Origin of the sequence: Sporolactobacillus sp. CQH2019, assembly GCF_028765345.1 — a bacterium.
Classification (GTDB): Bacteria; Bacillota; Bacilli; order Bacillales; family Sporolactobacillaceae; genus Sporolactobacillus.
In genome coordinates this window covers 377,158-383,157 of record NZ_JARAJZ010000003.1, presented here as the reverse complement: position 1 = coordinate 383,157, position 6,000 = coordinate 377,158, and the positions used below count along the sequence as shown (strand labels likewise).

Sequence of the window (6,000 nt, the reverse complement as noted above, 5' to 3'; positions counted from 1 at the left end):
CCCTTGGGGGTGGGGCGGCCGCCCCACCCCCAAGAAAGGGCCGCCTCCCCCAAGAATCTACTCCTCCCTTTTTACACAATTATACGGACACAACTTCTGCTGAAGACCGATTAAGCGCCGACAATGACCGATAAACTCCCTGCGGTGACCGAAAAGCAGCGCCTAACGACCGATAAACTGCTAGACTCTCTGCCACGGTCGGATTCGGTGCGACTTCCTGGCGTTTCGGTGCGACTTACCGGTGTTTTGGTGCGACTTTTCTCCATTTCGGTGCGTCTATAGCCAGATTCGGTGCGACCCCTCCTGTTCGGTGCGTCTATAGATTAATTCGGTGCGATTTTTCTCTATTTCGGTGCGACTGTAGCCGGATTCGGTGCGACCCCTCCTGTTCGGTGCATCTATAGCTGGATTTGGTGCGATTTTTCTCTATTTCGGTGCGGCTGTAACCGGATTCGGTGCGACTTCCTGGCGTTTTGGTGCGACCTTTCTCCATTTCGGTGCGCCTGTAGTCGGATTCGGTGCGACTTCCTGGTGTTTTGGTGCGACCTTTCTCTATTTCGCTGCGTCTATAGCCAGATTCGGTGACCCCTCCTGTTCGGTGCGTCTATAGATTAATTCGGTGCGATTTTTCTCTATTTCGGTGCGACTGTAGCCGGATTCGGTGCGACCCCTCCTGTTTGGTGCATCTATAGCTGGATTCGGTGCGACTTACCGGTGTTTTGGTGCGACCTTTCTCCATTTCGGTGCGGCTGTAGCCGGATTCGGTGCGACCGCTTCTGTTCGGTATGACTTCCCGGCGTTTCGCGTGCCAAGCAATCGCTTCGCGGGAAAATTGATGACGTTTTCACGGTGCGGCCCGATTGGATACATGATTTGAGGGAATACCCATGTTTGATTAATTGAAATCATGAGATCATTTACATATTTTAGCTGATATATTTGAAAAAACACGGATTTATTATTAAACTATTAATTGTTCCGCCACTGATTTTCCCCCTAGATTTTTCATCGGTGCCGTTTACGCAACCTAAAGAAGGGAAAGCTTTTATTGCGCCATTCGGAACGTATCCTGACTTTAGCGTTTATGAATATGGGATATTTTTGATTCATTGAAAGGAAAAAGGGCCAAGAGACACCACTGCATCTCAAGATCCGGAGACAGACACAAAGGCAGTCAGTGGAAACTAAAAAATAAACAGGAAAACGAAAAGCATCATTAAAAAATGATGGCACCGTGCCGGTCAATTGGAAGGAGAAAAAAATGAATACAACAACTAAATTCGGCGAGTGGACAATCCAGGCGGAATCTGAACAGGCATTTTTTGTACAGGACCAGAATCGCTGCATTTTATTAAATTCCGAAAATAATTATATGTTTTTAGCAGAATTAGATGATAATGATAACCTTTCGATTCAAAATATTGATTCAGATATAGAGTTAAAGATAAATTACCTCGCTCAGTCGATTAACGTCCTTTTTAAGGACGAATGACATGAAGCAGCCACTCTGGAAAATAGCTGAAGAGTACTATCACGAGAACGGAGTCAGGCCTATCTTAACTCAGGATAGAATCTTTCTCATGTACAGTGAGCGTTATCAGCGAGATAAAAATAGAAAAGGGCTTTTTCACACATCTTATTTTCAAAACACGACTTCTGGAGTCCCGCATACTTAGAACAGATTGCAGTGAAAATCAGTGAAGCGGCCCGTCTATATTACGACATCGAGTGCCAAAGAGCTCACGGCCTCATGCTCCACTCCCACTATAAAATAAAAGTGATGCAGGAAGTACCGTCGTACTTTCTGCACCACTAGGGTTAGTATGTTTATAATCACACAAATCTTTTATGATGGGATTATCTTCATCGATCGTAAAAGTAAGATAATGAAGTGATGTTGAAATAGCAATAGGCATGCCCGCAGAACGGGCTTTTTTTTATAAGCGGCAACTAGCGCTCCGCCTCTACAGTAAGAGTCGTGCTCTGTTTCTTGGATACTGTCAAGGATATGATGAATTTGCTACTGTACATGGTCATGCCTTGTCTGATCATCTTTCAAGCATCTTTTTCCAAACTAAAGATCATGCCTTTCTGCCTGCGCTGCATGGAGCCTGGAAATCTAATGAATCAACAGTTTTTTAAACGGCTAAGTTCTAAAAGCGCAGCCATCGCTATAAAATTAAAATCCTCAAAAACGCATTGGATCAGCGATTTTGGGGATTCATAAAGGGCAATCAATTTTTCTGAATAGAAGCGGTGAAAACTGATGCTTAAAATCTTTCTCTAATGTTGCAGCGCTTTTAAACATACGGCACAAAACGTTTTCAGCAATCAATCAGATCAGCCGGGTTGAGCAGTAAAACCTGCATCAAATCCAGTGCCGCATCAGAATGACCGGGCCCTGAATTTATAAAGAAGAAGCAAAAAGACGCATTCAGGCCATACGCGGGTACCTTTTTTTTTACAGATAGTCGCTGCCAAAAAAATTCTTGAATGATTGCAGAACGGTATCGCGGTTCAGGGCAGCAATCGACATTGTCAGTGGAATCTCTTTCGGGCAGACTTGGACGCAGTTCTGTGAGTTGCCGCAGCCTTCGATACCGCCTTCTCCCATGATTGTCTTCAGTCGTTCCGCTTTATTCATTGCTCCCGTCGGATGGGCGTTGAACAGGCGGACTTGCGAGAGCGGCGCCGGGCCGATGAAATCGGACTTGCTGCTGATGTTCGGGCAGGCTTCGAGGCAGCAGCCGCAGGTCATGCATTTGGACAACTCATAAGCCCACTGCCGCTTGCTTTCGGCCATGCGCGGCCCGGGTCCGAGATCGTATGTCCCGTCAATCGGAATCCAGGCTTTGACCCGTTTCAGCGCATTGAACATGCGTGAACGGTCAACAATCAGGTCACGGACGATGGGAAAAGTTTTCATCGGCTCAAGCCGAATGGGTTTCTTCAGTTTGTCGATCAGCGCCGTACAGGCCTGACGCGGACGTCCGTTAATAACCATTGAACAGGCGCCGCACACTTCCTCCAGGCAGTTCATTTCCCACTGCGGTGCCGATGTTTGCTTTCCTTCTGCCGTAACAGGATGACGCCGGATAGCCATCAGTGCGGAAATGACGTTCATGTTCGGCTTATAGGACACATTGAACGTTTGCTGATAAGAGGGCGAGTCCGGCCGGCCCTGACGGGTAATTATCATTTGAAAAATTTTCGGTTGATTCGCTTCGCTCATGATCCTTCCCCTCTCTTAATTAATGTGCGTGTGTATAATCCCGTTTACGCGGCTTGATCAATGAGATGTCTACGGGTTCATACGAAAAATCCGGCCCGTTTTTCTCTGAATTGAATTTGGCTTTGGTTGTCTTCAGCCAGTCTTTATCATTGCGTTCGGGAAACTCCGGCTTGTAATGAGCGCCGCGGCTTTCGTTCCGATTATAGGCGCCCAGTGTGATTACCCTGGCCAGTTCCATCATATTCCAGAGCTGCCGGGTAAACGAGGCGGCGCCGTTATCCCATTCCGATGTGTCATTCAGATTGATGTTGCGGTAGCGCTCCATTAATTCCTGAATATGTTCGTCCGTCTTCAGCAACGTCCCGTTCTCACGAACGACCGTGACATACTGGGTCATCCATTCGCCGAGTTCCTGATGCAGCCGGTAAGCATTTTCCTGACCGTCCAGCGCAATCAGCTGTTTATATTTTTCCTGCTCGCGATGCAGTGCATCGTCGAACAGTTTCTGCGGCATCTCTTCGCTGCCCTTATCCAGTCCGGCAATGTATCTGACCGCATTGGGCCCGGCGACCATGCCGCCGTAAATGGCCGACAGCAGTGAATTGGCACCGAGACGATTGGCGCCGTGATATTGATACTCACATTCACCGCAGGCAAACAGACCTTTAATATTCGTCATCTGATCGAAGCCGACCCACAGGCCGCCCATTGAATAGTGAACCGCCGGGAAGACTTTCATCGGAACCTTATGCGGATCCTCGCCGACAAATTTTTCATAAATGTCGATGATACCGCCCAGCTTGACATCCAGTTCATGCGGATCTTTATGCGACAGATCGAGATAGACGATATTTTGTCCATTAACACCGAGATGTTTATTGATGCACACATCGAAGATTTCACGGGTGGCAATGTCACGGGGAACAAGATTTCCGAAAGCAGGATACTTCTCTTCAAGGAAATACCATGGTTTACCGTCCTTATATGTCCAGAGCCGCCCTCCTTCGCCCCGCGCAGACTCGCTCATCAGCCGAAGTTTATCCTCCCCGGGAATCGCGGTTGGATGAATCTGAATAAATTCCCCGTTGGCAAAATAGGCACCCTGCTGATAAAGGGCGGATGCGGCTGAACCGGTATTAATCATCGAATTTGTCGATTTGCCGAAGATCATTCCCAGACCGCCGGTTGCCATGATCACCGCGTCCGCCCGAAAGATGGAGATGTCCATTGTCCGCATATCCTGAACGACGATTCCCCGGCAGATATTGTCGCCGTCGATCACAGCCGACAGGAATTCGTCATATTCAAATTTGTGTACCCGCCCATTGGCTTCCTGGCGGCGGACCTGCTCGTCCATTGCATACAGCAGCTGCTGTCCGGTCGTCGCGCCGGCATAGGCGGTGCGATGGTACTGCGTTCCGCCGAAGCGGCGGAAATCAAGCAGCCCTTCCGGTGTGCGGTTGAACATCACGCCCATCCGGTCAAAGAGATGAATAATACCCGGAGCCGCTTCACACATCGCCTTAACCGGCGGCTGATTGGCCAAAAAGTCGCCGCCGTAGACCGTATCATCGAAGTGCTGCCACGGCGAGTCGCCTTCGCCTTTTGTATTGACTGCTCCGTTAATCCCTCCCTGGGCACAGACCGAATGGGAACGCTTCACGGGAACAACAGAAAAAAGATCGACTTCCACCCCGGCTTCGGCTGCCTTCACGGCAGACATTAAACCTGCCAGGCCGCCTCCGACGATGATAATTTTTCCATTACTCAATTGGACTCACTCCTTTTCTGAAAAATCAAACAACATGATTAAACGAATGCGAACAATGTGCGAAGCCCGACATACGTCAGCAGCACGAATATCGCTGCCGTTACATAAGTTCCGATTCGCTGCGAGCGCTGCGACATGAGAATGCCCCAGTGGACGCAGAACGACCAGAGTCCGTTCGAGAAGTGATAAACGGCGCATAAAATACCGAAGACATAAAAGATCATGATTCCTGGATTGCTTAAATTATTAACCATCATTTCATAGTTAAGCGGAGTCCCCAATGCCATCGCTACCCGTGTCTCCCAGACATGCCAGGCAAGAAAAATCACGAGATACAATCCGGAAATTCTTTGAATAAAAAACATCCAGTTGCGGAAAAAGCTGTAGTTTCCGACATTATTTTTGGCGGTAAACGCAAGATAAATGCCGTAAATCGCATGAAACAAAATGGGCAGATAAATGAGCACAGTCTCAAGAAACAACAGATAGGGTAAACTTTCCATCAAACCGGCCGCCTGGTTAAACGCGTCCGCTCCTTTAGTTGCCTGATAGTTTATGGTCAGATGAACGATCAGAAATAACCCGATCGGGACGACTCCAAGGAGCGAATGCAGGCGGTGCTGACCATATTCATGTGGTACAGCCATATCCCTTCCCCCTCCAAAGCAAAATATTAACTCTTACAATCTTTAAAAATATTGGTCCAAACTATAAACGTCAGTTGTTCTTCAGTTCAATATACGATCGCTGTGACGGCCGTTATTTTTTGAATCAAAACGATGTGAGGCAAGGCCTCGTTTTCACATGAATCCGGCACTATGAAAAGATAAGAAAAACGCCTCAATATGAGGTGTAGCTAAGTCACTATCCGGCATCGCAAAATATCAAAAATGGTTTGAATGATTTAAGTCAAATTTTAAAACTCGGCCATTTTAAATGATCCGGAACACCCAGCTGTTAAATGCTTTTCCGCGGAAACTTTTTCTTGATTATCTAA

5 protein-coding genes are annotated in these 6,000 nt (G+C 47.6%); 2 read left to right on the top strand and 3 right to left on the bottom strand.

Annotation, left to right across the window (positions count from 1 at the left end; genetic code table 11):
- Positions 1 to 373 precede the first annotated feature (373 nt).
- A complete protein-coding gene (locus OYT88_RS06535) occupies positions 374 to 610 on the top strand; it encodes a hypothetical protein (RefSeq protein ID WP_274398746.1) in 237 nt (78 codons plus the stop codon).
- A gap of 651 nt (positions 611 to 1,261) precedes the next feature.
- Positions 1,262 to 1,492, top strand: coding sequence for a hypothetical protein (locus OYT88_RS06530; protein WP_274398744.1), 231 nt, complete (start codon positions 1,262 to 1,264; stop codon positions 1,490 to 1,492).
- Positions 1,493 to 2,461: 969 nt separating this feature from the next.
- Here the strand turns inward: OYT88_RS06530 and sdhB are convergent.
- From sdhB to OYT88_RS06515, 3 genes are read right to left on the bottom strand one after another with little or no spacing between them, the layout of a single operon-like run.
- Entirely contained in the window at positions 2,462 to 3,232 is a 771-nt protein-coding gene (sdhB, locus tag OYT88_RS06525; RefSeq protein ID WP_274398743.1) for a succinate dehydrogenase iron-sulfur subunit, read from the bottom strand.
- Positions 3,233 to 3,251: 19 nt separating this feature from the next.
- Entirely contained in the window at positions 3,252 to 5,003 is a 1,752-nt protein-coding gene (gene sdhA / locus OYT88_RS06520) for a succinate dehydrogenase flavoprotein subunit (RefSeq protein ID WP_274398742.1), read from the bottom strand.
- A 38-nt stretch (positions 5,004 to 5,041) separates the two neighbouring features.
- Entirely contained in the window at positions 5,042 to 5,650 is a 609-nt protein-coding gene (locus OYT88_RS06515) for a succinate dehydrogenase cytochrome b558 subunit (RefSeq protein ID WP_274398741.1), read from the bottom strand.
- Positions 5,651 to 6,000: the final 350 nt, after the last annotated feature.

Excerpts from the sequence above, each read along its gene's own strand:
- OYT88_RS06530 (WP_274398744.1), top strand. The coding sequence starts at position 1,262 with ATGAATACAACAACTAAATTCGGCGAGTGGACAATCCAGGCGGAATCT.
- sdhB (WP_274398743.1), bottom strand. The coding sequence starts at position 3,232 with ATGAGCGAAGCGAATCAACCGAAAATTTTTCAAATGATAATTACCCGT.
- OYT88_RS06515 (WP_274398741.1), bottom strand. The coding sequence starts at position 5,650 with ATGGCTGTACCACATGAATATGGTCAGCACCGCCTGCATTCGCTCCTT.